The following is a 24,494-nucleotide window of genomic DNA, read 5'->3' on the forward strand; positions in this document are numbered from 1 at the left end:
CAAGTGACTATCTGCCCCGGCCTTCGTTGACTGGCTCACTGAGCCGGTACCCCATGTTGCGGACAGTCGTGATCCACTCGTTGCCGATCTTGCGTCGCAGGTAGCGAATGTAGACGTCAACGACGTTCGAATTTGGGTCGAAATCGTAGCCCCAAACCCGATCGAGTAGCTGCTCGCGGGACAGCACCTGATCGGGATGATTCATGAACGCCTCGAGCAGAGAAAACTCGCGGGATGACAGGTCAATGATTCTGCCAGACAGAGTCACCTGGTGCTTGGGCAGGTCCATGACGAGCTCGCCCACCTGAAGCTGGGTGGTTGACTGGGTGGGGGCCTCGGAACGCAGGCGTAGGCGGACGCGGGCGAGAAGCTCCTCGAACCGGAATGGCTTCGCCATGTAGTCGTCTGCACCGGACTCGAGGCCCTGCACGGTGTCACCAACGGAGGACCGAGCGGTCAGGATGATAACGGGAGTGGCTACACCCTGGCCGCGGAGCCTTTCGAGAACCTCGTAGCCGTTAATGTCGGGAAGGCCGATATCGAGAATGATGAGATCGTAGCCTCCGGATAGTCCGTGCATGACACCGTCCTCACCGGTGCTTGCCACGGTGGACAGGTGGCCGGCGGACTTCAAGCCCTTCGAAACGAAGGACGAGATGCCGGCCTCGTCTTCAACGATCAGGATGTTGGCCATGGGGTCTCCTCGTGCGGAATAACAATGGTGAAGGTGGATCCCTTCCCGGGGGTAGATTCAAGGTCGATGCGGCCGCCGTGCGACTGAGCAATTGCGGCAACGATGGGCAGGCCCAGGCCGGCGCCCTCGACCGTCGTATCGGCGCGACCAAAACGCTCGAAGATCTTGGTCTGGCGCTCAGAACTGACGCCGATCCCGCGGTCGTGTACCCAGAGGCGCGCCTCGCGACCAACGGATATTCCAATGCCGATCATCGATCCCTTCGGGGAGAACTTCACGGCATTCGCAGCAAGCTGGACCATTGCCTGCGTCATGCGCTGATCGTCCATTTCAATAATGGACTCGATGCGGGACTCGAGCTGCCACGTATGTTCGGGACTGATTTGCTGAACCAGTTCGTAAACGTGATCAATAAACGGCCCAGCATCCACCGGATGGGTGTGAACAAAGTCGGGGCGCTCAGCCTTGGCGAGCATAACGAGGTCATCTGCGAGCCGGTGCATGCGGTCGAGCTCGTGAATCGAAAGATCGCGAACCGAGCTCACGTCCTCGGGATCGTCGGCATCCATGAGCTCAAGATGACCGCGGACAATTGTGATCGGGGTGCGAAGCTCGTGCCCAGCATCATCCAATAGTCGCATCTGGGAGTCGAAGCTGGCTTGGATACGGTCCAGCATCGTGTTGAAGGTGCGGGCCATGTCGGCCAGGTCATCGTTGGTGTCTACTTCGATGCGAGCATCCAGGTCAGTTTCCCTGATCTGCTCAGCTGTTTCTCGTAGCTCCCTGATGGGGCGCAGTAGCTCGCCCGCGATAAGCCAGGAGGCACCGAGAAGAATGGCGAGACAGATAACCGCGGCGATGAGATAGATCTGGAATGTGTCGACGAGCTGGGATAGTTCCGCATCGAAGTCGTAGGCAACGGCATAGGCGCCGGAGCCAAGATCTCCCAGGGTGATTGGCATCAGGGCGTAGCGGTACGTTGACGTTGCCGTGGCGACCGTGCGGACCTCACCCTCCTGTGACCCCTCGAGCGCTTCAGCGCGAGCATCGAGAGTGTCCATGAGCTCGTCGTCGGCGATCATGTCGAGCCCACCAGGTTGTGTCCACGCGGGCCGAGACCCGACGTAACCAACCATGCCCTCCGATTCCTCGGGCACCCGGTGGCTCAGGACGTCCTGCAAGAGGTCGCTTAAGTTGTTGAAGTTATCGGACTCGTAAGCCTCTACCGCTTCCGTTGCGAACTCTTCGAGTGCAATCTGAAGCTGGTTATTGATCCGATCCTCGATCTGGTTCCGCTGAACCGTGAAAAAGGCAATACCGACAACTGTCAGGGTCATTGTTGTCAGAAGGAAAACGGTGGCCACGATACGCGTGCGCACCGACCAGCGGGGCTTCGGTAACCGCATGGACACCCTTCCTGTTCAGACAACATGTTGGGCGGGATTAGAAACTCTCCCTAGCCCTGATTATCAAGGAAAATTATGAGGGATAGATGAGAAACACCAATATTGCGGAGAAAAAGCACAATATCGACAGATAACCGAGCGAGGGAGGAAGAAACGACTGCGGGCAGGGAAACGAACGAGACTGATGGAAGCAAGAGTTCGGGTAACGAAGAGCGGGCGGCACGTGCCGCCCGCTCTCGAATCTCGCGCCGGCACAAAATGACCGGGAAGAATTCATTTAACTAGTTGTTGAGTAGCTTCTGGATGCGCTGGACGCCCTCGAGAATATCCTCGTCCGCCATCGCGTACGACAGGCGGAGATAGCCGGAGGGACCGAAGGCCTCACCGGGAACAACAGCGACCTCGGCCTCTTCGAGGATGATCTCGGCAAGCTCGGAGGACGTGGTCGGGACGCGCCCGGCGATCTCTCGCCCAAGCACCTTCTCCACGGACGGGTAAGCGTAAAACGCACCCTGCGGGGTGGGGACCTCGAAGCCATCGACCTTGCGCAACTCGGCAACGATAAGCTGGCGGCGACGGTCAAAGGCCTCGCGGAACTCGGCAACGGAAGCCTGGTCGCCGGTGAGAGCCTGGAGGGCGGCTGCCTGGCTGACGTTTGCGACGTTCGAGGTCATATGAGACTGCATGTTCGTGGCGGCCTTAATGATGTCGGCAGGGCCGTACATCCAACCAACCCGCCACCCCGTCATCGCGTATGTCTTGGCAACGCCGTTAAGAACAAGCGTCTGATTTGCGAGCTCGGGAACCTCGGCAAGAATGTACGAGTTCTCCAGGCCGTCGTAAGTCAGGTGCTCGTAGATCTCATCAGTAATGATCCAGATGCCGTGCTCGAGAGCCCACTCGCCAATCGCCTTCGTCTGCTCCTTTGAATAGAGAGCACCGGTTGGGTTCGAAGGCGAGCAGAACAGCAGAACCTTCGTTTTCTCCGTGCGGGCCGCTTCCAGCTGCTCGACGGTGACCTTGTATTCCTGGTCGGCTCCGGCGAACACCTCAACGGGAACGCCACCGGCTAGACGGATAGCCTCGGGGTAGGTGGTCCAGTACGGGGCGGGGAGAATAACCTCGTCGCCCTCGTCAAGGAGCGCGGCGAAAGACTCGAAGACGGCCTGCTTGCCACCATTCGTCACGATGATGTTGTTCGGGTCAACCTCAACACCGGAATCGCGGCGCGTCTTCTCCGCGATCGCCTGGCGAAGTGCCGGCTGTCCCTTCGCGGGGAGTAGCGGTGATTCTTCGGGTCGCGAGCCGCGGTGATAGCGGCCTCGACAATATGATCGGGCGTGGGGAAGTCGGGCTCGCCGGCGCCGAAGCCAATAACCGGGCGTCCGGCGGCCTTCAGGGCCTTGGCCTTAGCGTCGACGGCAAGGGTTGCAGATTCTTGAAGTGCGCCAAGCCGCGCGGATACGCGGCGCGCAGGTGTATTTGTACTCACCCGGTAATCTTTTCACGTCTTCCCCCGCATGTCTGCGCCTTATTACTCTATGGACACAGTTTTCTACCAGGATGGAACAATGACCACCAGAAAGGCGACGCCGGAGAGTGGTGAACGGCAGGCTCCGGGGTGTCGGAAGCTATCGACGCATGTTGGGGGATAGCTGGAACCTCTAGGGCCGGGTGAATTCTGCCGGCGGCGTCCACTGCGGCGTGACGAGGAGCTCCGCTCCCGCGCTGTCAGGGGTACTGTTATCGAACGATGCGCGATACTGTGGTCGATCGCGAGATCGCCGTACTCCATCACTAAGGAAGGTGCGGCCGAACGATGTCAGTGGGATGTAGCCCGTGATGCTCACCACCCTGGCGCCACCCGGTTCGACTTCGAGACTTCAGGGTATTAATGTTGGCAAAGGCGTGAGAACGTTCACTGGCTATTAACCGCTCGGGCGGGCATAATAGACAAGGCTTTCTCAGTCGTAGGGCAGTGGCGCAATTGGTAGCGCACCGGTCTCCAAAACCGGCGGTTGTGGGTTCGAGTCCCTCCTGCCCTGCCAGAGAAGGCGGTTCTTCGGAGCCGCTTTCTTTATCCCAACAAAGGAAGGACATGCGCGTGAGCGACGCATCAACCCAGGCCGGAGACGCCTCGCGCTCGCCCAAATCCGAGAAGAAGCTCGGTCTAGTGGCGCGCATCAAGCTGTTCTTCCGCCAGATCATCGGCGAGATGAAGAAGGTCGTCACCCCGACCCGTAAGGAACTGGGAACCCTGTTCGTCACGGTCATCGTGTTCGTGCTCATTATCATGGCTTTTGTAGGCCTGCTGGACGTTGTCTTTGCACGGCTAGCATTTTTGATCTTCGGCTAGGAAAGTAGGAAATCGTGTCGCAGGACGAGTCGATGAATTCCGAGGAGATCTCGGACGCTGTCGAGACCCCGGCGGAAGACGCTGCCACGGACGCTCCTGCTGAGGAGAATCAGGTCGAGGAAACTCAGGAGACCGCCGCTGAAGCGGACGAGACTGAGGCCCCGGTCGAGGATCCGACCTCACCCGCCGCGATCCGTAAGCGCCTTAAGGGCCTTCCCGGCCGCTGGTACGTGCTCCACACGTACGCCGGTTACGAGAAGCGCGTCAAGCAGAACCTCGAGATCCGCACCAAGTCGATGAACATGGAGGAGTACATCTTCCAGGTCGAGGTGCCGATGGAAGAGGTCTTCGAGGTGAAGCGCGGCGAGCGCAAGCTCGTCACCCGCGTCCGCATGCCCGGATATGCCCTTGTTCGCATGAACATGGACAACGAGGCCTGGCGTACCGTGCAGGAAACTCAGGGCGTCACCGGCTTTGTCGGTAACGGCCGCGACCCGGTCGCTCTCACCGAGCCCGAGGTCATCAAAATGCTTACCCCGGTTGTTGAGGCCGAGGTTGCTCAGGAGCTCCGCTCTCAGGGCAAGCCCACGAAGGGCCAGCCCGCCGTTGTCTCCGTCGAGTTCGAGGTTGGCGAGAACGTCATCCTTACCACCGAGCCGTGGGTCGGTATGCCGGCCACGATCGATGCGGTCGACGCAGCAAACCAGCGCCTCACGGTGCTCATGACACTTGTCGGCCAGGAAACCCCGGTCGATCTGTCCTTCGGTCAGGTCAAGAAGGCCGACTAGAAGGAAACCAGGGCGGACCCCTCTGCCATTGGGTTCCGTCAACACTCAAGAAATAAGGATCATCATGCCTCCCAAGAAGAAGGTTGCTGGCCTGATCAAGCTCCAGATTCAGGCTGGCGCAGCTACCCCGGCACCGCCCATCGGTCCGGCTCTCGGTCAGCACGGCGTCAACATCATGGAGTTCTGCAAGGCCTACAACGCCGCGACAGAATCCCAGCGTGGAAACGTCATCCCTGTCGAGATCACCGTGTACGAGGACCGCTCGTTCACGTTCATCACGAAGACCCCGCCCGCAGCAGAGCTCATTAAGAAGGCTGCTGGCGTCAAGAAGGCTTCGGCCACCCCGCACACCGTCAAGGTCGGCAAGCTGACCAAGGACCAGGTGCGCGAAATCGCCGAGATGAAGATGCCCGACCTTAATGCCAATGACATTGAGGCAGCATCCGCCATCGTCGCAGGCACCGCCCGCTCCATGGGCATCACGGTCGAGTAATCGACAACCACAGAACTAGAAATCCGCAACCGCGGAATGTGGAAGGGCCTGCGCAGGTCCGCTAACCACAACTGCTAAGGAGAAAAGCAGCAATGGCAAAGCGCTCAAAGAACTACAAGAGGTCGGCGGAGAAGATCCACGCCGGCGAAGTTTACCACCCGAAGAAGGCCTTCGAGCTCGCCAAGGAGACGTCGACCGTTAAGTTCGACGCCACCGTCGAGGTCATGTTCCGTCTCGGCGTTGACCCCCGCAAGGCGGACCAGATGGTCCGCGGCACCGTCAACCTGCCCCACGGCACAGGTAAGACTGCTCGCGTTATCGTTTTCGCCACCGGCGAGCGTGCACAGCAGGCAATCGACGCTGGCGCTGACGAGGTCGGCGGCGACGAGCTTATCGAGAAGGTCGCAGCTGGCTGGACCGACTTCGACTCGGCTGTCGCAACCCCGGATCTCATGGGCAAGGTCGGCCGCCTCGGCCGCGTGCTCGGCCCCCGTGGCCTCATGCCCAACCCGAAGACCGGCACGGTCACGATGGACGTAGCGAAGGCTGTTAACGACATCAAGGGTGGCCGCATCGAGTTCCGCGTCGACAAGCACGGCAACCTCGCCTTCATCGTCGGCAAGACCTCCTTCACCGCCGAGCAGCTCGTCGACAACTACGCAGCAGCTCAGGAGGAGATCCTTCGTCTCAAGCCGTCCTCCTCGAAGGGCCGCTACATTTCGAAGGCAACCGTCTCGACCACCATGGGCCCAGGCATCCCGCTTGATGCCACCAAGACCCGTGGACTGAACGAAGAGGACTGACCTTGGTCAGTTCACCAAAGTCAGCCCCCGACCGTCAGGTCGGGGGCTGGCGTTTACCCGATTGGGGCATCGCCGGAATCCTTGCGTTGCTCTCGATTATCTGGTCAACCGTGGCCGCCTTAGCGGCCCCCGCCCTGTCCAACATTGGTGAATGGACGTACGTTGACTACGCCTACCGAATCTCGATCGGTGAACTGCCCGTCCAGGGCGACGATCTGAGCCCGTACACCCTTGAGACGTGGTCGTGTCGGGGCATGGATGGAGATATTCGCGGGGAGACCCCGCCACCGTGCGATGAGGTCACAGAGCGTCCCGTTACCGACTGGCCGCTCGAAGGCGAAAATTACAACACCTTCCACCCGCCCCTCTACTTCGCTTTCGCGGCCGGAGTCGGCAAGATAGCCGATACCGTGGGCATTGACTTCACCGACGGTGCGCGCTTCGCATCCGCACTGTTTGGCGCCGTGGGAGTAGCCGCACTTTATGGCGCCATTCGGTGCTGGGGCATTGGTAAGAGAAACAGTGCCGGAGCCACGCTCATTGCCATGAGCGTGCCAGCACTCGCACTGTCGTCCGTGATTGTTCACAACGACGCGGTGAGCATGATGGCGGGAGCCGCTGCCGTCTGGCTCGCGGCGAGAGTCGTTAAGCACGGCAACTACGGCTGGATACCGCCGTTCCTCATAGCGGCGGGAATATCGTTAACGAGAACAATGTCCGTCGTTGCGGTTCTCGCCGTGGGCGGACTAGCCATTCTTATGGGGCTGTTCCAGAAGGATCAGCGCGGCGCTCTCAAGCCCGGCTTTGCCATCGCACTTGGGACGATGCTGTCGTACGTGGCGTGGACCGTATTCCAGAATGGGCGTCGCCCCGAGGACTACGTTCCCTCAATCACCGGGTTATCGACCGATCCGTTCACTGCAGGGGACACCCTTGCTGTCATCAACACGATCGTGGGTGCGGGAGCCCCCTGGGGGCTCACGAGACCCTCCCGCGACTGGTACCTCGACCCGAGTCTCAACTCCTGGCTACTGGAGGGATGGAGCTGGCTGCTCTTTGCGGTCTTCCTGATCGCAGTTCCGGTCGGGATCTACTGCGCAATGAAGCGCACAGGAGCGCTCCGCTACCTGGGTATCCTCGTCGTCCTGCTCCCGATCCTCACAGGCCTCATCGTGCAGGCCCGCGAAATAGCTTCCGTGACCGCCTACTTCCGCGTCGTTCCCGGCCGATATGCGATCACGGCCGTGCCCCTCTACGTCGCTTTTATCGCGGCTCTGGCGCAGCAGAAAGACACTGTACGCTGGGTCCTTCCCGCGGCTGGCATGGCAGGCTATGCAGTGCTTCTCCTGTCCCCACTTCTGCCATAATTCGACATCAAATCGGACCCGTGGCAAGGCTGGCTGAGTCCTCGCGCACACTTCGGTCCATCCGCTTGGCAGATTGGGCCTGATCTCGTAATCTGGTATGTGCCGAAGACCGCCGGTCACCCGTGAGCCAGACGGGGTGAAATTCGTAAAGAAGCCAGCGCAGGTGAGTATAGAGCTTTCATGCCCCGTGCCGCCTGCACGGGGCATTTTTTATGAATTGTGGCCAGGCGGCACAAGTGGAAGGAGGCCCTATGGCAAGGCCGGATAAGAGCGAAGCAATCGCTGAACTTGCGGACCTGTTCCGTGAGTCGAGCGGTGCGCTCCTGACCGAGTACCGCGGTCTGACCGTTGAGCAGCTGAAGGACCTTCGGCGCGCAATGGGCGACAACGCCGAGTACAAGGTCGCGAAGAACACGCTCACGAAGATTGCCGCGAAGGAAGCCGGCGTTGAGGGCCTCGACGAAGAACTCGTTGGTCCCACCGCTATTGCCTTCGTCAAGGGCGACATCTCTGTCGTTGCTAAGGCGCTTCGTGACTTCGCTAAGGACAACGAAAAGCTTGTTATCAAGAACGGTGTTCTCGAAGGGGCAATCATCCCCGCAGAGGATGTCGCCAAGCTTGCGAACCTCGAGTCGCGCGAAGTACTGCTCGCCAAGGCTGCAGGTGCCCTCAAGGCATCGCTGTTCAAGGCTGCTTACGTTCTCCAGGCGCCGGTCACCAAGACCGTGCGCACCGTCGATGCCCTGCGCGAGAAGCAGGAATCCGCTGCCTAAGTTGGCGGCATAAACACAATCTGCTCGCGTAGCAGGAAGGAAGGAAGGCTAGCATGGCTAAGCTCACCCCCGAAGAGCTCATTGAGGCTTTCAAGGAGCTCACCCTCGTAGAGCTCAACGACTTCGTCAAGAAGTTCGAAGAGGAATTTGAAGTTACCGCTGCTGCTCCGGTTGCTGCTGTTGCAGCCGGTGGAGCTCCCGCCGCTGGTGGCGAGGCTGCTGCTGAGGAAGAGAAGTCGGACTTCGACGTCATCCTCGCAGAGATCGGCGACAAGAAGGTCCAGGTCATTAAGGAGGTCCGTGCACTCACGTCGCTCGGCCTCAAGGAAGCCAAGGACCTCGTTGACTCCGCTCCCAAGGCTGTCCTTGAGGGTGTCGACAAGGAGGCCGCTGACAAGGCCAAGGAGGCCCTCGAGGCCGCTGGCGCCAAGGTTGAGCTCAAGTAACTTGTTGACTCAATGAGTCACACTTGAAAGTTCCGGGGAAGGTAATCCTTCCCCGGAACTTTTGTGTGGGTTGTGGAGACGAGTATTTGGATTGTGGAGATGGGCTCGTGGAGTGTGCTGACTACTTGGTGTCGGCCAGTGCGAGCCGAAGTCTGCCGTCTTTCCCTGCGAGGACTTGTTCGGCCTCTGCGGGGCTGATGGAGTGGGTGAGCATTGTGGCTGCGACCTTGACTCGCCACTGTGCTGCCACGAGTGTCTCCAGCGCAGTTTCCTCGCTAGCTCCGGTGATGCGAGTGACGAGGTTGATTGCGCGTTCACGCAGCTTCTCGTTGGTCGGGGAGACATCGACCATGAGATTGCCGTAGGTCTTTCCCAGCTTAACCATGGTGGCGGTGGTCAGGATGTTGAGCACGCGTTTTTGCGCTGAACCAGCCTTGAGCCTGGTTGATCCCGCGAGGACTTCCGGGCCGACGGGAACCTCGATGGGAATATCGACCAGGGAGCCCAGTTTGGAGCCGTCGTTGTTGGAGATGCCAACAGTCGTGGCTCCGGCCCGCTGTGCGGCCTGGACCGCACCCAGAACGTAGGGCGTGCGCCCCGACGCTGTGATGCCGACGACGACGTCACAATTGGTGATTGAGTGGGCGAGAAGATCTTGCGCCCCTGCGTCGGCGTCGTCCTCGGCCCCCTCAATGGCAGTGCGCAGGGCATCATCGCCCCGGCAATAATTCCGATGATGTCATCGGGGTGGGAGGAAAAAGTTGGTGGGCATTCAGACGCGTCGAGAACCCCGAGCCGTCCGGACGTTCCTGAACCGATGTAGATGAGCCGACCGCCCGACGTCATCCCCGTGACGATTGCGTCGATCGCCTGGCCGATCGCAGGTATTGCCTTGTCGATTGCGAGCGTGACCAGCGATTCGGCCTCATTCATCGCCGTGGCGATCTCCGTGGGCGAAAAGGTGTCCAGGTTCGAGTAGGCGGGGTCGATGGTCTCGGTAGTCCGTGTGTGAGCTCGCAATGAATGGTCGGTCATCATGTCTCCGTTCTTGTTGATTGGGAGCCGGCCCTTTATCGTTGTAGGTAACTGACCAAAATGAAGTGTATTACGAAAGTATCTTACATACTACGTGTTTGGTCCAGGATTATTGCTCGATACCAAAAAGATTTGAGGAACGAAATGGCGACGACAGTGCGGTCTGCGCTCGAAAGCGTGGATGAGTGGAGCGACGAAAAGCTCGTAGGGCAACTGTTTTGCGTGGCGAGCGGCAGGCATGCCGCGCAGAATGTCATGGGGTTTGGCTCCGCTGACGGGGCGAGTGCCGAGGAACTCCATGCGGAGCTGCGGGACATGATCGATCAGTACAAACTTGGTGCGGTTATTTACTTCCCACCCGGTGGGGACCATGAGCCCGTCGAAAACATTCGCACCACCATGCTCGACCTGCAGACGGCAGCCGATGTGCCGCTACTGATTTCGACCGACCAGGAAAATGGCACCGTCGCTCGCGTGCGGGTGGGTGCGGTTCACATGCCCGGGGCAATGGCCCTTGTGGCAACCGGGGACCGTGACCTCTGCGCAGAGGTGGGGAGGGTGACTGCGGAGCAATTGAGGGCGGTGGGTATTCATCAGAACCTCGCACCCGTGGCCGACGTGATGATGGTGGCAGATAATCCCGGCGTGAATATTCGGACCACTGGGTCTGATCCGCGTGTTTCGGCGGAATATGTGTCGACCTTCGTCAAAGCCCAAGGGGCGAACGGACTTGCGTCAACCCTCAAGCACTTTCCCGGCTACGGGAGCGCGCGGGTGGATGCGCACTTTGATCTTCCGTCGATTCCCGTATCCCGAGAAGAGTGGGACAGGACCGAACGGATTCCGTTTGAAGCGGCAATCCGCTCGGGTGCCGAGGCGGTCATGCTCGGCCACGTGATCTTTCCCGCCCTTGACCCGGATAACGCTGCGACATTCTCGAAGCCGATTGTGCAGGGGGTGCTGCGCGAGGATCTGGGCTTTGATGGCGTTATCGTGACCGATGCCATGGACATGGGTGGCGCGGCCAGACCGGAAGGCCCCGCCGAGGCATGCGTGTCGGCGCTCCTGGCGGGAGTCGATCAGATCCTCATGCCGAGTGATCTACACAGCGCATACGCCGCGGTGCTGGACGCGCTACGTAATGGGAGGCTCGATCGTGAGCGCCTGTGCGAGTCCGCTCGGCGGATCCTCCGCTTGAAACTCAAGGTGGGACTCGACGACAGTGACATTCCCGGCCTTGATGTCTTCTCGTCCGAACGTCACAAAGAAATCGCGGAGCGAGTTGCTCGAGAATCGCTCACCGTTCGTGATGCCGAGGTCTTTTCCCCACTCGAGCAGTCGGGGTCGGTGCTCATTGCACACCCGGGCATTGATCCGCAAAAACGCGGGGTGAACCCTGGTGAGGTCCTGAAGGGCATGCTGGAAGGTGCTGGACACGATGTGCGGGAGGTGCTGTGGGGCGGTAGTGAAGCCGAGGGAGGACCGTGGAGCAACCCCGATCTCAATGTCAGCCAGGCGGTGCTCATTCTTCGTGATGCGTGGAAGGATGGCGTCGACGTTGCCGGGGTGATTGACGGGCTTGTCGGTGCGGGAATTAGCGTGACAGTGGTTGCCATCCGCTCTCCGCACGATGGGGTCGCGGTGCCCTCGGGTGTGCCTCTCCTGTACACCTACGGGGACAACGGCAGTGCGGTTCGGGCCGCGGGGCGGGTGCTTGTCGGTGATGAGGTCCCGACCGGCAGATGTCCGATGCCGGTGCCGTCGACTGGGAGCCGGACGCAATCGTGAGGGTGCTGACGGGCCTCGAACGCCTCCTTGCCGATCCGACTCTGGTGCCGGGAGAGCGCTGGGCGCTCTTGACGAATGACACGGCGGTGACCGCCGACCTTGTGAGTGCAAAGAATGCGCTGAATGGGACGGGGCAACTCCGTGCCCTTCTCGCGCCCGAGCACGGCTTGCATGGAACGGCGCAGGCAGGCTTCACGGAACAGGATGCGACAGATTCTGCAACGGGCCTGCCCATCATCGATGTGTACGCCGCCGAGAGCTCGGATATTGCCAACGCTCTCCGTGAGATGCGTGTGGATGCTGTCATTGCCGATATTCAGGATGTGGGGACGCGGTACTACACCTATGCCGCGACCGTCATCGATGTCATGACCGCGTCTATCCAGGCCGGAATCCCCTTCTATGTCCTCGATCGCCCCAACCCGCTCAACGGGGTGACGAGAGAAGGTCCGGGCCTCGAGCCGGACTTTGCCAGCCTTGTGGGCAGGTTGGATGTCCCGATTCGGCACGGACTGACCCTCGGTGAGCTCGCCCAGCACGCTGCGCGGAGCGCCGGGATTCAATTGCCGTCGGTAATTCGGATGGAGGGGTGGGGCCGGTCCATGACGTGGGCGGACACCGGGCTGCCGTGGGTGATGCCTTCCCCGAATCTCCCCACGACGGATACGGCGCTCGTGTACCCCGGCACTGCTCTCTTCGAGGGCACCACCCTGTCCGAGGGGCGTGGGACGACCCGACCATTCGAGATCGTGGGGGCGCCGTGGCTCACGGCGAGCTACGCCGCCTCCCTCAACGCCCTTGGCTTGCCGGGAGTGGCGTTTCGCGAGGCACGGTTTGTTCCTACATTCTCGAAGCACCGCGGTGAGGTGTGCGTCGGGGTCCAGGTCCACGTGCTTGATCCAGGTCTCTTTGAGCCGGTTCGCACCGGCGTTGAGATGCTCATGCTGGCCGCGAACCTAGGGGAGGGGTTTGGGTGGCTGACGCCGCCCGATATCGGTCTTGGGGCACAGCACTTCATTGACAAGTTGTGGGGGGCATCGTCTCTTCGGGAGGCCATCCCGGGTGCCCGCCAAGTGTCGGACGTCATGGCACCCATTACTCGGGGAAACATGGGCGAACTCCTGTACTGAAGAGTTCTTCCATGCTCGTCTAAAACCGACTTTGTAAGTAAATAACATTTCTGCTTGATTATTCGAAGGTAATAAACCTACCATTTGAGTGGGCGCTCGGACGCTTGTGGCCGAACAAAGAAGTTCGAAAGGAAAATTATGTCATCACGACGAAATACTCTTCGACGGTTTGCCGCCGTTGCTGCGGTAGCAATGATCGGGTTGGTTGGTGCCTGTGGAGACACGGGTAACGATACTGGCGACTCGACCAATGGTGAAGTTAAGGATGGCCCCACCCTGACCGTGTGGGCAGGATCGAATATCCCGATCGTTGCCAACTTCAACCCGTATTCCCCGACGGCTCTACATGGTGCACTCGGTGGGGTTTACGAGCCGCTCTTCCTGTACAACAAGATCCAGGACGTGGACCCGATCCCCCTTCTGGGTGAGGAAGCTACCTGGAATGACGATGGTACAGAGCTGGAAATCAGCCTCCGCGAGGGAGTGAAGTGGAACGATGGTGAGGACTTCACCGCCGACGATGTTGTTTACTCCTTCACCAATGATGCGGTGCAGCTGGACTTCATTGAGTCCGTGGAAGCAGTCGATGGAAACACGGTGAAGTTCACCTTCACAATCCCGTCTTTCCGAAACGAATATTCGCTTCTTGGTGCCACCTACATCGTTCCTCAGCACGTCTACAGCGACCTGGACGACCTCGTCACCTTCGCTAACGATGACGCACCCGTCGGTACCGGCCCGTTCATGGTCGATTCGGCGACCGATGCTGGATACACGATGGTGGCAAACGAGAACTACTGGGACACGGAGCGTCCGTCCATCGACCGAGTACAGTACCTCGGTATTGATGGCGCAGCTTCTGCCGAATCTCTGCTGAAGTCGAAGGAACTCGACTACACGACCATGTTCGCCCCGCAGCCCGACTCCATCATCAATGCGGCCGATCTGGGCTACCTAAACGTGACCTCCCCGAACCCCACCGTGGGCCTCATTTGCTCGAACGCGGAGCTTGGCTGTCAGGGCATGCAAACCGATAAGGCCGTGCGTCAGGCACTGAGCGTCGCGATCGATCGCGGTGAAATCAACGAAAAGGCATACTACAACCTCGCTCAGTTGGGTTCGCCGGCCTTCGTCCAGCCTGGACGTGATGACGCCTGGGTAGCCGATGGTATCGATACTCTCAACCCGGAGGATGCTCAGCCGGAGGAGGCCAAGAGGATCCTGGAAGAAGCTGGGTACACGATGGGCTCGGACGGCTATTTCGAAAAGGACGGTCAGAGACTGTCGATCAAGATCGAAACCGTTGAGGGCTGGTCTGACCAGAACGCCGCTGCCGACCTCATGACCGCGCAAGCGAAAGATGCCGGTATCGAACTCATCAACAATACGATCACGCAGGACCAGTACTCCGATCGACGGATGACCGGTGACTACGAGATCTTCCTCGGTGCGCTCTTCGGAACCCCGACCTCGGATCCGTTCCAGATCTACCGCAACTCCTTTACAACGGAGTTCACGCAGCCGGTTGGAACTCAGCTTGAGCCGACCCAGACGAACTATTCACGCTACTCGAATCCCGAGGTTGACGCGGCGATTACTGCCGCCGCAGCCACGAATGATGAAGAGGAGCTGAAGGAGCTCTACGCCGAGGTGCAGCGTCACATCGTCGAAGACGTGCCGTACCTGTCGCTGTTCCACGCTGGTTCGCAGACTTTCTACAACCAGACGAACTTCACGGGATGGCCGAGTGAAGACGACCTGTACGTCTTCCCCGCTTCTTGGGATGGCGTATCTGCCGCCTACGTGCTCTCCTCGCTGGAGTACGCCGAGTAGTTGATAGAGGTGGGTGGGGTGTGCGTAGGTGCTCCCCACCCACCTCTCTGATGTGAAGGAGCTGCGCCGCATGAATTACTATCTCAGGCGCCTTACTTTCTACGTTGTCACGCTGTGGGCAGCCGTATCGCTGAACTTTCTGCTGCCCAGGCTTATGCCCGGTGACCCTCGCACGATCTTCATGGACAAGATCATGCGCCGTGGTGGCGAGATTACCCCGGCGATGCGCCGGTCGATCGATACGATCTTCGGTGCAGATGACTCGTCCATGCTCGATCAATACGTCGAGTACTGGGGCAACATTTTCCGGGGAGACCTCGGTGTCTCGTCTTCGATGTTTCCCGCCAAGGTGACTGACCTGATCGGCTCGGCTCTGCCATGGACGCTGGGGCTCGTTGGGCTCACGACCATCATCTCCTTCATTATGGGCGTGGCTATTGGCGCCTTTGCCGGATGGAAGCGCGGAAGCGCAGCTGACGCGCTCATCCCCGCCATGACACTCCTGCAGTCGCTTCCTTATTTCTGGCTCGCCCTCATTTTTGTAGCCGTATTCTCTGTCTCGCTCGGATGGTTCCCCATTATCGGAGGCTATTCCCTGCGGGAGTTCTATGCCGGGCCAGAGTTATCCTGGGGCTTCATTTCTTCCGTGATTTATCACGGCATACTCCCCGCCATCACCATCATCGTTGCCTCCGTTGGTGGATACGTGCTGAGCATGCGCAACATGATGGTGTCGATCATGTCAGAGGACTACGTGACCACAGCCGAGGCCAAGGGCCTGCGGAAGTCGCGCATCTTCTTCTGGTACGCGGGACGAAACGCAGTGCTGCCATCGCTGGCTGGCTTCGGGATCACGCTGGGCTTCGTGGTTGCCGGCTCGATCGTAATGGAGCAGGTGTTCTCCTATCCGGGGATCGGAAAACTCCTCATCACGGCGGTCCAAGACAAGGACTTCGCTCTCATGCAGGGTGTCTTCCTCGTCATCACCGTGACCGTCCTGCTCGCCAATTTCATCATGGATCTTGTCTATGGATTCGTCGACCCGAGGACTCGTAGCAATGTCTAACTCTCATGAAGAACACCTCCCAAACGCTCCGCTCGATCTGACCACCCAAGAAACGGTGGATGAGCGGATGGAGGGGATCCGCACGGAAGCAACTGTTGCTCCCCGCAAGCGCAGGCGTCGGATTGACGTGAAGCTCGGCATTGGTATCGTCCTGACCCTGATCGTGGTCGTCTTTGCCATCATCGGGCCGGGCCTCACCCAGGACCCACGCAACTACGATAACCCCGTCACCTCACCGCCATCGGCAGAAAACCCCCTCGGCACGAACAACCTTGGTGCCGATCTCTTGGCTCAGCTTGCCGAGGGCGCTGCTGGTTCCCTCATGGTGGGTGCGACAGCCGGCCTCATCGCCGTGATCTGCTCCCTCTTCTTCGGTATCGTCGCGGGCTACCGTGGCGGGATCGTCGACGAGATCCTGTCTCTTGCCACCAACATCATGCTGGTGATTCCGGGCCTGCCGCTCGTTGTCGTCATCGCAACCTACCTCGAGACCCGCTCCATGTGGATGATTGCCGTTGTCCTCGGCTTCACCTCGTGGGCAGGCTCAGCGGTTGTCCTGAGATTCCAGGCAAAGTCATTGCGGAGCCGAGACTATGTGGCGGCGGCGAAGACATCGGGAGAGTCAACGTTCCGGATTATTCTCGTGGAGATCCTCCCCAACCTGCTCCCGCTCTTGTCGTCGATGTTCCTCTCGGCAGTGGTCCTCGCTGTTCTTTCCGAGGCGGGTCTTTCCTATCTGGGACTGGGCCCCTCCGGTGCGATCACGTGGGGCACCATACTGAATGATGCCTCCACCCAAAGTGCATTCCATCAGGGTGCCTGGTGGTGGTTTGTGCCGCCAGGGCTGCTGATCGCGATGCTGGGGTGCGGCCTGTCCCTCATCAACTTTGCGATCGATGAAACTATCAACCCGAAGCTCAAACTTGCACCGGAGGCCGTGCGGCAAGTCCGCAAGGCCAAGAAGCAGGCACGACGCACACGAAAGGCGCAAAAACGATGAGTACGCTACCGCTCACGACGGCTGATCACGAAGAATACCTGCGCACTCACACCCCGGTCCTGTCGGCGTCGAGTATTTCCGTTACCTATCACGTGCAACCACCGGTTCGGGCCGTGCAGAATGTCGATCTCGTTCTCAATCGAGGTGAGATCCTGGGCCTTGCCGGGGAGTCCGGATGCGGAAAGTCCACCTTGGCCTACGGTATCAACCGGCTGCTGAAGCCCCCCGCCACCCTGACAAGCGGTGACGTCACGTTCCACGATCGGGATGGAACCGATATTGCCGTGACGCAGCTCGATGGTGATGATCTGCGCGCTTTCCGGTGGAACAAAATATCCATGGTATTTCAGGGTGCAATGAACGCCCTCAACCCGGTGCTATCGGTGCGCGCCCAGCTCCACGATGTCTTTAAGACGCATCGGCCGAACATGTCGAAGAAGGCGAAGGAAGAAGCGTCCAGGAAGCTCCTGGAAATCGTTGGGGTGGACCCCGAGAGAATCAACGCGTTCGCCCACGAACTATCTGGCGGTATGAGGCAGCGCGTCATGATCGCCATGGCGCTCGCCCTCAATCCCCAGGTCATGATCATGGATGAGCCGACGACGGCCCTCGATGTTGTCGTCCAACGTGAGATTCTCCGAGAGATCATGAAACTGCGCGAGCAGCTCGATTTCGCGGTCATTTTTATCACCCATGATCTACCACTCCTCCTCGAGATTTCGGACAGGATCGCGATCATGAGGGAGGGCAGAATCGTGGAACTCAACACCGCACAAAGCATCTACGAGAATCCACAACACGAGTACGCGAAGAAGCTCCTCGGTTCCTTCCCCGCACTCTTCGGGGACGAAGGTGCGTTTGTCCGGGGGCAGAGCGAGGAGGTACGTCGATGAGTCTCATTGTTGACAATGTGTCGAAAGAATTCCGGATCCGGAAGGGCCTGAAATCCTCGAAGCTACGTGCCGTGAACAACGTGTCGCTCACGCTGGAACCGGGGAAGACGATTGCAATCGTCGGAGAGTCTGGTTCGGGAAAGTCGACAATCGCGAAGATGATCATGCGGCTCGAACAACCTACCGAGGGTTCCATTACCGTCGAGGGCCTGCATTCGGATGTCCGGGGATCCCAGAGCCGTGACTATCTCAAGCTCGTTCAAATGGTCTACCAGGATCCGTTTGCCTCCCTAAACCCCTTCCACACGATTGCTCACCACATCGGTCGGCCACTCAAGATCCACGGTCGCGCACGGTCGAAGGACGAAGTAGCGGAGCAGGTGAATGAGCTCCTCTCACGTGTGAACCTCACACCCCCGGAAACCTATGCGCACCGTAAACCCCACGAGCTATCGGGTGGTCAACGCCAGCGCGTGGTTATCGCCCGCGCGCTTGCCCCCGGTGCGAAGTACCTGGTGGCGGACGAGCCGGTCTCCATGCTCGACGTGTCGATTCGGCTCTCCGTACTGAACCTGCTGGCACGGCTCCAGAGGGAGGACAATCTCGGGGTTCTCTACATCACCCACGATCTCGCGACGGCACGGCACTTCTCCGATGAAATCATCGTCCTCTATCGCGGAAACATCGTCGAGCAGGGGCCATCCGACGAGGTCATCCTCAATCCGCAACACGACTACACGAAGAAGCTGCTCGCCGCGGCGCCATCTCCTGCCAACTACGGTAAGCTCCGGGCAAGTGTCCAAGAAGAACTGGCTCGGTCTGGCTCGGACTCCGCCCTGGACACGGTGGAAACACTCGTAGAGGAGCAATGAACATGACCGCAGCACCACTCAGCGCCGTCATCCGGAGGAAGCTTCCCGATCTGCAGCCTGCGATGAGACGAGTTGGGGAGATCATCGTTGCCGATCCTTCGCGGGTTTCGACCATGTCAATCGGATCGCTTGCTGTGGAAGCCAAAACCTCGGAGACAACGGTCGTGAGGTTCTGCCGAGAGGTAGGGGTTGCGGGATATTCGGAACTGCGGATCGGACTCGCCCACGAGGCAGGTGCCAGGAGCCAAGCGGAAGAAGTCTACAGCGATACGGGTGATATTCTCCCCAGCGATAGCCTGAATTCTGTCGTCAAAAAGATTGCGTACGCGGACCTGAAGTCCGTCGAGGACACGTCCCGGATGCTCTCCCTGAGCGATCTCTCGGCTGTTGTCGCCGATGTCGTAGCGGCCGAGCGCATCCAGGTCTTCGGCGTTGGCGCCTCGGGTCTCGTTGCGCTGGATTTCGAGCAGAAGCTGGAACGAATCGGGCTGGTGACAGACTGCTCGATTGACCCCCACCGTGCCATCACGATTGCCGCACTCGCGACAGACAAGACCGTCACATTCGGGTTCTCTCACAGCGGGTCAACGGTCGATACGTTGGAGGCACTACGGATTGCAGGGGCCAATGGTGCGACAACTGTGGGCGTAACCAATTCGCCAGATTCCCCGCTGGCGAAGATGGCCGACAAGACGCTCCTGACCGCGGCCCGTGAAACCACATTCCGGTCGGGGGCCACCGGTTCCAGACTCGCCCAGCTCATGATTGTGGACTGCCTCTTCGTTGCGATTGCGCAGCAGACCTTTGAAGCGTCCATTAGGGCCCTGGAGGTTACCAGGGCCGCCATCGAGGATTCCCGATCCAGAAGGCATTACAAGCCATGAGGATGATCGGCATAGTTCGCGAGAGTGATGGGCGAACGAGTGTGATGGGATGTGCGGGGTTACGAGATTGAGTGCAGAGCTTGACGATGGTCTTGTCCTCGGCATAGACGGCGGGGGACGCGCTCGCGGGTACGGATTGAGCGGGCCGACGGTAGCGTTGTGTCGACGGAATTCGGTGGGGGAGTCAATCCGAACTCCGGCTCCGATCCGTATAGGTCTCTCACCGATGTTCTCCGCCGTGCCCTCGACAAGATCCCCGAGGGCGACCGAGCTCGTATTCTAGCTGGAGTCGCGGGTCTCGCAGGCTTTCTCAGTGGCCCGGATGCCATGACGCAGGCCACCGTTGATGCGTGGCGATCCGTGGGGCTACCCGGAACCCCAACCGTGTGTTCCGACCTTGTTGTTGGCTACTGGTCCGCACTGGCGCAGCCCGGGGTGGAAGTTCCGGCAGACGGTGTCATCCTGGTGGCGGGCACCGGGGCAGTAGCCGCCACGATTCGGGGCATCGCTGTCGACCGGATCATTGACGGCTACGGCTACATCCTCGGCGATCGTGGTGCCGGCGCATGGCTGGGGATGGCGGTGGCTCGAGCCGCTTTGGATTCTGCCACGGACCGTGGCCCGGCGACCGTGCTTGAGGGTCTCGTCCTTGATGGGGTCAGCCCGCACGACTGGATTGGGAATTTCTACAAACAGCCCCCGAACCGCGTTGCCGCGCTGTCCATGCACCTTGATACTGCACAGGCGCGAGACGATGAGGTTGCTGGGCAGATCGTCGCGCAGGCGATTGATGAGCTCGTTCAGTCTGTCCATGCGGCTGCCGGAAAAGACGCCACCAACATAGTCCTCACCGGCTCTATCGCGGCTGGTGACAACCCGATCGGGAACGGCCTGCGGGAGAAGTTGCGCGGTCAAGGCTTCAACCTCATCAAGGGCTTGGATGGTGTCGAGGGGGCCGTGGAACTGGCGAAGAGGAAGATGACGGGACGATGGCCAATGAACTAATGCGGCAGGCACTGGCGCACGATGCCTCTCACTTTGCCGTAGTGCCGGACGCTGTTGTCCGAGCAGACAATATCGAGCACGTGGCGTCGCTGCTGAAAGCAAACCCGTCGCGGCCTGTCACTTTCCGGGGCGGTGGCACAAGCCTGTCGGGTCAGGGACAAGGGGCGGGGCTTCTCGTCGACGTAAGAACGAACTTTCGCGGTGTAGAGGTGCGCGATGATGGTGGAAGAGTAACCTGCCAGCCGGGTACGACCCTCCGGTATACCAATGCCGTCCTCAGCCCATACCACCGAAAGCTTGGCCCCGATCCGGCCTCGGAAGGAGCTGCCACGATCGGGGGCGTGGTGGCGAACAACTCCTCGGGCATGACCTGCGGAACAGAATTAAATTCGTACGAGACGATCGACAGTCTTACCGTGGTTCTCCCGTCCGGAACGATGATCGAAACCGGTGCAGCTGATGCTGACCATCACCTGCACAGCCGCGAGAACGCCATCAGCACGGGGCTTCTTGACCTGCGAGCTCGGATTATGAACCGCCCGGATCTTGTGGGCCACATTCGACGCCAATTCTCATTGAAAAACACGATGGGATACGGCCTCAACTCCTTTCTCGATCACGCGACTCCGGCCAAGATCCTCGAGCATCTCCTCATTGGCTCCGAAGGTACGCTGGGATTCGTGGGGTCTGCAACGTTCCGAACGGTCGAAAAGAAGAAGCATGCCTCCACCGCGCTCCTCGTCTTCTCCTCCGTATTCGATGCCATGAGCTCGCTGGAAGCTCTAAAGGGCACAGGGGCAAGTGCGATTGAGCTGATGGATGCCCAATCCCTCACGGTAGGGAAGGTAATCCCTGGTGTGCCGGGACTCGTACGTGATCTGGATGTGTTCGGTCAGGCGGCCTTGCTCGTCGAGCACGAAGGCTCGACGAGCGATGAGTTGGCCGAACGAGTCAGGGATTTCCGACACGTGCTCCGCGACCTCCCCATTGATTCGAAGATTGACTCGACCACGGATTCAGCAACTCGCTCCGCTCTATGGAGCTTCCGTAAAGGGCTCTACACCTCGGTGGCTGGTGCTCGCCCCAGCGGCAGCACGGCGCTCTTGGAGGATGTGGCCGTCCCCGTGGCAAAACTCGCCGACACGTGCGAGGACCTCTCGGTTCTTTTTGATCAGTTCGGATATGAAAACTCCGTGATTTTTGGGCATGCCAAGGACGGAAATATCCACTTCATGTTGACCGATACGTTCGGGAATGACCGTGCGCGAGACAAATATGAGCGCTTCACCGAGGACATGGTTGACCTCATTCTTAGCCGGGAAGGGACGCTCAAGGCGGAACACGGGACCGGTCGAGTCATGGCACCATTTGTCGAACGCCAATACGGCCCGGAACTGTATGGGATCATGCGGGATATTAAGAAGCTGATCGATCCCCACGGCATTCTTAACCCGGACGCAATCCTGTCCGACAACGATCGCATTTATCTGCAGAACTTTAAGGAATCGACGGCCGTCGACCCCTCCTTTGACCGGTGTACGGAATGTGGGTTCTGTGAACCCGTCTGCCCATCCGAGGACCTGACGCTCACTCCGCGCCAGCGCATTGCAACGATGAGAAACGTGGCAACAGGTGCTCTCCATCCCAGCGATGCTCCCGCCGAGTACGAGTACAGCATGGTCGACACCTGTGCGGCGGATTCGATGTGCGCTGTGGCGTGCCCGCTCGGTATCGATACCGGGGAGCTGGTGAAGGGCCAGCGCGCGGGAACAATGAGCCCGATCGCGGACCGGGGATGGGATGTGGCTGCGAGACACTGGGGTGCATTCACTCGCGTCGCGGCAACCGGCCTCACGGTTGCAAATGTGCTGCCGGGCCCCCTAAAGAAGGCCACGCGTTCGTTGAATGCTGCGGGTCGCCGCATTCTTGATCCCAATGTTCTCCCACAGTGGGAACCCGATCTGCCGGCGGGAGGGAAGAGTAGACGTCGCAGGGAGAGGGAGGCACCCTCCCGATTCCTCTACGTACCGGCCTGTGTCAATTCCATGTTTGGTCCCGAAGGGGAACCCGGAGTCCAGGATGCTCTGCTACAGCTGGCCGATGCTGTCGGCGTCCTGCTATCGATTCCCGACAACGTCGACTCCTTGTGCTGCGGTACGGTCTGGTCGTCGAAAGGGGCAAGGCGGGGCAAGGACACGATGAAGAGTATCGTCGAGGCGGCCATTGCAACCGGCAACGGGAACGTGACCCTCGTATCGGATGCGACCTCGTGCACGCAGGGATTTGCGCGCCTTGTTGACGACATGGAAGGGATCGACATCGAGGTCATCGATGCGATCACCTTCGCTCGGCGCGAGATTCTGCCCCTCCTGGAAGTCGGTACCCGCCTGTCCTCCATCACCCTTCATCCCACCTGCTCATCGACCCAGCTCGGATTGAATGAGGACCTCGAAGCGGTGGCTCGAGCCGTTGCTGAAACTACGGTGGTGCCCGAGGCGTGGAAGTGTTGCGGATTTGCGGGCGACAGGGGGATGCTGCACCCGGAGCTCACGGCCTCGGCCACGGCTGGTCAGAGCCAGGAGGTGGCAGAACTGAGCAGCACTGCACATGCCTCATGTAATCGAACCTGCGAGATAGGAATGACCCGTGCGACAGGTGCCCACTATCGACACATCCTTCAGATCCTGCGCGATTGCGCCCTGGACTAGGGACGAGGTGAAATAACCGTGGCATTCTTTGACTACTCACTTGATCAGCTTCGCACCTACCGGCCCGATGTGACCGAACCCGCTGACTTCGACCGCTTCTGGCTCGATACGCTGTCCGAGCATCCCGCGAACCCCGAGCCTCTCGAACGCACGGTCTGTGCACCGCACCTGGAGCGGCTGATCGTAGAGGACCTCTCGATTTGCGGATTTGGGAAGATGCCGGTCAAGGCGTGGTTTATTCGTCCCCGCGAGAGCTCGAAACCACTGCCCATCGTTGTTTCCTTTGTTGGGTACGGGGGTGGGCGCGGCCTACCGGAGGAGCACCTGCACTGGGCAAGCGCGGGATTTGCGGAACTCGTTATTGATTCGCGCGGACAGGGAGCCCAGTGGGGTGGGGGTGGTGACACCCCCGACATCGGGACGATACAGCCATCAATTCCGGGGCACATGACGCGAGGCATCCACGATCCATCCGAGTACTATTACCGGCGGCTCTATACGGATGCAGCGAATGCCATTGAAACCGCACAGCACCTCGACGGTATTGACCCGGGGCTGCTCGTGACCGCAGGTGGCTCGCAAGGCGGCGCCCTCGCTCTTGTGTCCGCCACCCTGGCGGGCATGAGGGGAACGCCCGTGACAGCAACAATTGCCGACGTGCCCTTCCTCGCGAATTTCGAACGTGCGATCGGCTTGACCGACGCCTATCCCTACGCGGAAATAACGGATTATCTGGCGATTAAGAAGAACATGGTCGACCAGGTGTTCGAGACTCTCTCCTATTTCGACGTTGTTAATTTCTCGAAGCGAGCTCGTGGTCGCGCATTGTTTTCCACGGGACTCATGGACCCGGTGGCTCCGCCCTCAACGGTCTTCGCTGCCCACAACTGGTTTGCGGGACAGGCGGAGATGGAGGTGTACAGGTTTAACGCGCACGCGGGCGGCGGCATCGTGCACACGTCTCATGCAATCCGGTGGCTCCAAGGAATTCTGCGCGAGGGTTAAGAAATACTCCATGTGAGTAATTAACTGTGTCTTACGTTGTGGCGGTCTCCAACCGGACGAGGCACCTTACCTGATGAATTAATGGCCGGGCTGCAGACGTTAATGAATTGATCCCGACTGTACTGACACAGCATCGTGTTGTTAAGCAA

At 59.7% G+C, this 24,494-nt stretch carries 21 protein-coding genes, 1 tRNA gene and 2 pseudogenes; 20 read left to right on the forward strand and 4 right to left on the reverse strand.

Translation table 11 applies throughout. The annotated features are described in order from the left end of the window. Positions 1–7 precede the first annotated feature (7 nt). The 3 genes and pseudogenes from EJ997_RS00510 to EJ997_RS00520 all read right to left on the reverse strand — a co-directional run bounded on the left by EJ997_RS00510 (position 8) and on the right by EJ997_RS00520 (position 3,592). Positions 8–694: a response regulator transcription factor gene (locus EJ997_RS00510; RefSeq protein ID WP_126702837.1), complete on the reverse strand. Its 687-nt coding sequence runs from the start codon at positions 692–694 to the stop codon at positions 8–10. Beyond that, a complete protein-coding gene (locus EJ997_RS00515; RefSeq protein WP_126702838.1) occupies positions 679–2,100 on the reverse strand; it encodes a sensor histidine kinase in 1,422 nt (473 codons plus the stop codon). The genes EJ997_RS00510 and EJ997_RS00515 overlap by 16 nt, the downstream gene beginning before the upstream one ends. 281 nt (positions 2,101–2,381) lie before the next feature. Further along, positions 2,382–3,592 (reverse strand): annotated as a pseudogene (locus EJ997_RS00520) (pyridoxal phosphate-dependent aminotransferase). Positions 3,593–4,072: 480 nt separating this feature from the next. Here EJ997_RS00520 and EJ997_RS00525 point away from each other — a divergent pair. The 8 genes from EJ997_RS00525 (at position 4,073) to rplL (ending at position 9,126) form a co-directional block, all read left to right on the forward strand. Then, positions 4,073–4,148: transfer RNA gene (locus EJ997_RS00525), tRNA-Trp, on the forward strand. A 56-nt stretch (positions 4,149–4,204) separates the two neighbouring features. Beyond that, positions 4,205–4,456 (forward strand): preprotein translocase subunit SecE, encoded by a 252-nt coding sequence (secE, locus tag EJ997_RS00530; RefSeq protein WP_164719658.1) that lies wholly within the window; start codon positions 4,205–4,207, stop codon positions 4,454–4,456. Positions 4,457–4,470: 14 nt separating this feature from the next. Continuing rightward, positions 4,471–5,244, forward strand: coding sequence for a transcription termination/antitermination protein NusG (nusG, locus tag EJ997_RS00535; protein WP_228201524.1), 774 nt, complete (start codon positions 4,471–4,473; stop codon positions 5,242–5,244). A 64-nt stretch (positions 5,245–5,308) separates the two neighbouring features. After that, on the forward strand, positions 5,309–5,737 hold the full coding sequence (gene rplK, locus EJ997_RS00540) for a 50S ribosomal protein L11 (RefSeq protein ID WP_126702840.1): 429 nt from the start codon (positions 5,309–5,311) through the stop codon (positions 5,735–5,737). Between the two features lie 92 nt (positions 5,738–5,829). Next, positions 5,830–6,540: a 50S ribosomal protein L1 gene (rplA, locus tag EJ997_RS00545; RefSeq protein ID WP_126702841.1), complete on the forward strand. Its 711-nt coding sequence runs from the start codon at positions 5,830–5,832 to the stop codon at positions 6,538–6,540. Positions 6,541–6,542: 2 nt separating this feature from the next. Next, positions 6,543–7,907 carry a glycosyltransferase family 39 protein gene (locus EJ997_RS00550; protein ID WP_126702842.1) on the forward strand — a complete coding sequence of 455 codons (1,365 nt, stop codon included), beginning with the start codon at positions 6,543–6,545 and terminating at the stop codon, positions 7,905–7,907. Positions 7,908–8,158: 251 nt separating this feature from the next. Next, positions 8,159–8,680: a 50S ribosomal protein L10 gene (gene rplJ, locus EJ997_RS00555; protein WP_126702843.1), complete on the forward strand. Its 522-nt coding sequence runs from the start codon at positions 8,159–8,161 to the stop codon at positions 8,678–8,680. Between the two features lie 53 nt (positions 8,681–8,733). Next, positions 8,734–9,126 (forward strand): 50S ribosomal protein L7/L12, encoded by a 393-nt coding sequence (gene rplL / locus EJ997_RS00560; RefSeq protein WP_126702844.1) that lies wholly within the window; start codon positions 8,734–8,736, stop codon positions 9,124–9,126. 121 nt (positions 9,127–9,247) lie between these two features. Here the strand turns inward: rplL and EJ997_RS00565 are convergent, their stop codons facing one another. Next, positions 9,248–9,832, reverse strand: a complete 585-nt coding sequence (locus EJ997_RS00565) for an N-acetylmuramic acid 6-phosphate etherase (protein ID WP_206501867.1) — start codon at positions 9,830–9,832, stop codon at positions 9,248–9,250. 117 nt (positions 9,833–9,949) lie between these two features. Between EJ997_RS00565 and EJ997_RS13040 the strand changes: the two genes are divergently transcribed. The 12 genes and pseudogenes from EJ997_RS13040 to EJ997_RS00620 all read left to right on the forward strand — a co-directional run bounded on the left by EJ997_RS13040 (position 9,950) and on the right by EJ997_RS00620 (position 24,345). After that, positions 9,950–10,105, forward strand: a complete 156-nt coding sequence (locus EJ997_RS13040) for a hypothetical protein (RefSeq protein ID WP_206501725.1) — start codon at positions 9,950–9,952, stop codon at positions 10,103–10,105. Between the two features lie 200 nt (positions 10,106–10,305). Next, positions 10,306–11,949, forward strand: coding sequence for a glycoside hydrolase family 3 protein (locus tag EJ997_RS00570; protein WP_164719660.1), 1,644 nt, complete (start codon positions 10,306–10,308; stop codon positions 11,947–11,949). Continuing rightward, positions 11,904–13,079, forward strand: a complete 1,176-nt coding sequence (locus tag EJ997_RS00575; RefSeq protein ID WP_126702846.1) for an exo-beta-N-acetylmuramidase NamZ family protein — start codon at positions 11,904–11,906, stop codon at positions 13,077–13,079. Before EJ997_RS00570 ends, EJ997_RS00575 begins: the two co-directional genes overlap by 46 nt. Before the next feature lie 138 nt (positions 13,080–13,217). Next, the gene (locus EJ997_RS00580) at positions 13,218–14,912 is read left to right on the forward strand and encodes an ABC transporter substrate-binding protein (protein WP_126702847.1); all 1,695 of its coding nucleotides are present in this window, start codon (positions 13,218–13,220) and stop codon (positions 14,910–14,912) included. 70 nt (positions 14,913–14,982) lie between these two features. Next, positions 14,983–15,978, forward strand: a complete 996-nt coding sequence (locus EJ997_RS00585) for an ABC transporter permease (protein ID WP_126702848.1) — start codon at positions 14,983–14,985, stop codon at positions 15,976–15,978. Further along, positions 15,971–16,978 (forward strand): ABC transporter permease, encoded by a 1,008-nt coding sequence (locus tag EJ997_RS00590; RefSeq protein WP_206501727.1) that lies wholly within the window; start codon positions 15,971–15,973, stop codon positions 16,976–16,978. The genes EJ997_RS00585 and EJ997_RS00590 overlap by 8 nt, the downstream gene beginning before the upstream one ends. Then, positions 16,975–17,871 (forward strand): ABC transporter ATP-binding protein, encoded by an 897-nt coding sequence (locus EJ997_RS00595; protein ID WP_126702849.1) that lies wholly within the window; start codon positions 16,975–16,977, stop codon positions 17,869–17,871. The genes EJ997_RS00590 and EJ997_RS00595 overlap by 4 nt, the downstream gene beginning before the upstream one ends. Further along, positions 17,868–18,743, forward strand: a complete 876-nt coding sequence (locus EJ997_RS00600; protein WP_126702850.1) for an ABC transporter ATP-binding protein — start codon at positions 17,868–17,870, stop codon at positions 18,741–18,743. Before EJ997_RS00595 ends, EJ997_RS00600 begins: the two co-directional genes overlap by 4 nt. A 2-nt stretch (positions 18,744–18,745) precedes the next feature. Beyond that, positions 18,746–19,627 (forward strand): MurR/RpiR family transcriptional regulator, encoded by an 882-nt coding sequence (locus EJ997_RS00605; protein WP_206501728.1) that lies wholly within the window; start codon positions 18,746–18,748, stop codon positions 19,625–19,627. 129 nt (positions 19,628–19,756) lie between these two features. After that, a pseudogene (locus tag EJ997_RS00610) lies at positions 19,757–20,632 on the forward strand (N-acetylglucosamine kinase); the annotation flags it as partial. Next, positions 20,617–23,340 carry an FAD-binding and (Fe-S)-binding domain-containing protein gene (locus tag EJ997_RS00615; protein WP_126702853.1) on the forward strand — a complete coding sequence of 908 codons (2,724 nt, stop codon included), beginning with the start codon at positions 20,617–20,619 and terminating at the stop codon, positions 23,338–23,340. The pseudogene EJ997_RS00610 and the gene EJ997_RS00615, both read left to right, overlap by 16 nt. An 18-nt stretch (positions 23,341–23,358) precedes the next feature. Beyond that, a complete protein-coding gene (locus EJ997_RS00620) occupies positions 23,359–24,345 on the forward strand; it encodes an acetylxylan esterase (protein WP_126702854.1) in 987 nt (328 codons plus the stop codon). The last annotated feature ends 149 nt before the right edge of the window (positions 24,346–24,494 follow it).

This window comes from Flaviflexus ciconiae (assembly GCF_003971195.1).
Taxonomy (GTDB): domain Bacteria; phylum Actinomycetota; class Actinomycetes; order Actinomycetales; family Actinomycetaceae; genus Flaviflexus; species Flaviflexus ciconiae.